The organism is Marinilactibacillus piezotolerans (assembly GCF_900114235.1).
Lineage (GTDB): Bacteria > Bacillota > Bacilli > Lactobacillales > Carnobacteriaceae_A > Marinilactibacillus > Marinilactibacillus piezotolerans.
The window spans coordinates 1-1,539 of sequence record NZ_FOSJ01000117.1 but is presented as its reverse complement, the minus strand read 5'-3'; the positions used below and the strand labels follow the sequence as shown (position 1 = coordinate 1,539).

At 35.1% G+C, this 1,539-nt stretch carries 3 protein-coding genes; all 3 read right to left on the bottom strand.

What is annotated here, in order from left to right; genetic code table 11:
• Positions 1-107 precede the first annotated feature (107 nt).
• On the bottom strand, positions 108-332 hold the full coding sequence (locus BM212_RS12330; RefSeq protein ID WP_072693520.1) for a DUF2922 domain-containing protein: 225 nt from the start codon (positions 330-332) through the stop codon (positions 108-110).
• A gap of 70 nt (positions 333-402) precedes the next feature.
• The gene (locus BM212_RS12325; protein WP_072693521.1) at positions 403-606 is read right to left on the bottom strand and encodes a DUF1659 domain-containing protein; all 204 of its coding nucleotides are present in this window, start codon (positions 604-606) and stop codon (positions 403-405) included.
• A 148-nt stretch (positions 607-754) separates the two neighbouring features.
• A complete protein-coding gene (locus tag BM212_RS12320; protein WP_091898827.1) occupies positions 755-1,276 on the bottom strand; it encodes a GNAT family N-acetyltransferase in 522 nt (173 codons plus the stop codon).
• Between the last annotated feature and the right edge of the window lie 263 nt (positions 1,277-1,539).

Here is a 1,539-nt window from a genome sequence, read left to right as displayed (position 1 = left end):
ACACCGATGGAATTTCGGTATCAGGTTGCCATATAGATTTTTTATTATTTTATTGTCTACTTGACAAGGGTCAGTTCAAAACCTCGCCCTTCTCTTTATAAATTTACTTATTCTGTTTCGAAAAGTTCATCCACTGTTCTAGTTACATAACGCGCTCCTTTGATTGACTCAAACAAGTTCACGCCTTCTTTTTCAAACATATTCTGATCTACAACTTTCTGCATAGCTGCTTCTACTACTTCTGAATCCAGCCCCATAACCGGTTGACTGATTCCAAGCGTTTTACTTTTCCCTTCTCCTGTTTTAAAGCGCAATTCTAGTGTCGTTGACATAAACTATTCCTCCATTTATAGTTTTGATATACGGGGTAATTGTGGTATTGAATTGTCTCTGTTAAATTAACTAATCAACATAACGGTACTCTTCAACTAATATTGTATGTGAAGAAGGCAAATCACTTACTACATCTATTGCTTGTACAAATTGAGTAACCTGTTCATCTGTTGGTGACTGAATTACTCCATTGAAACTACGACGTACTAATTTCTCATTCTCCAGGTCTTCAAAGTAGATTCCTACTCTACTCTCTGTCCATTCTTTTTGCATAGAACATTCCTCCAATATTTTTAACCAGCTTATTTAGTAAGTTGTGATCACTCCTTACACTATTAATAACGAACAAAGCAGAAAAAGTGTTACCTGATTTTTTTATTAAAAAAAGGCCTGCTATGCAGCAAGCCAAATGCCTAATTAATTAAATTTTTCTAGGTATTATTCCTTCATCAATATTCAAATTCAGCTCCCAAGTTTCAGAAACCAGGTTTTCACCAAACTCTTGATTTACTTCCTCATTGACAATTTTAAATCCTTTTTTTCTATAGATATGTCTCGCAGAATCCAGTATTTTCATCGTCCATAAACAGACTTTCTCGTATCCTGCTTCTTTTGCAAATCTTATAGCTTCTTCTACTAATTTAGTTGCAAGTCCCAAGCCACGCGCTTTTGGCTCTACGAACAGCAATCTTAGTTTCGCGGTTCCCTGACCTGCATTCACCAAGAAAACACAACCAATTATTTTCTCATTTTTTTCTGCGATAAAGCATCTTTCTTTTCCTGAATCGTATGTTTTGATGAACTGCGACGTAATATCACCTACAACTGCTTCAAACGCTCCTCCCCAACCAAAGTTCTTAGCTACTGTTAGAGCATGTCTATAAGTAATCCATCCCATATCCCCAAGTTGGTGGGTTCTTATTATGTATTCTTGACTTTGCATATCATTACCTCTTTCCGATTGTTCTCTTTAATTCTTCAATACTAAACCCATTTTGTCAATGTAGAAACTGTTTACTTTTTTTAAAATATGATAGAGTAACGTCAAAAATAAAATAATAAAATTTTCTATTTTGTTTCATACTGCACCTGGATATAGAAAAACCCAGATTGAGGCTGGGACAAAAGTCTCTGAAAGTCTTTAAATATAGAGAACCCCTGAGAAAATTGTAGAATACAATTCTCTCAGGGGTTCTACTTACTGAA

What these genes read in the sequence shown, in the direction of transcription:
- BM212_RS12330 (WP_072693520.1), bottom strand. Translation starts at nt 332, where the DNA reads ATGTCAACGACACTAGAATTGCGCTTTAAAACAGGAGAAGGGAAAAGT.
- BM212_RS12325 (WP_072693521.1), bottom strand. Translation starts at nt 606, where the DNA reads ATGCAAAAAGAATGGACAGAGAGTAGAGTAGGAATCTACTTTGAAGAC.
- BM212_RS12320 (WP_091898827.1), bottom strand. Translation starts at nt 1,276, where the DNA reads ATGCAAAGTCAAGAATACATAATAAGAACCCACCAACTTGGGGATATG.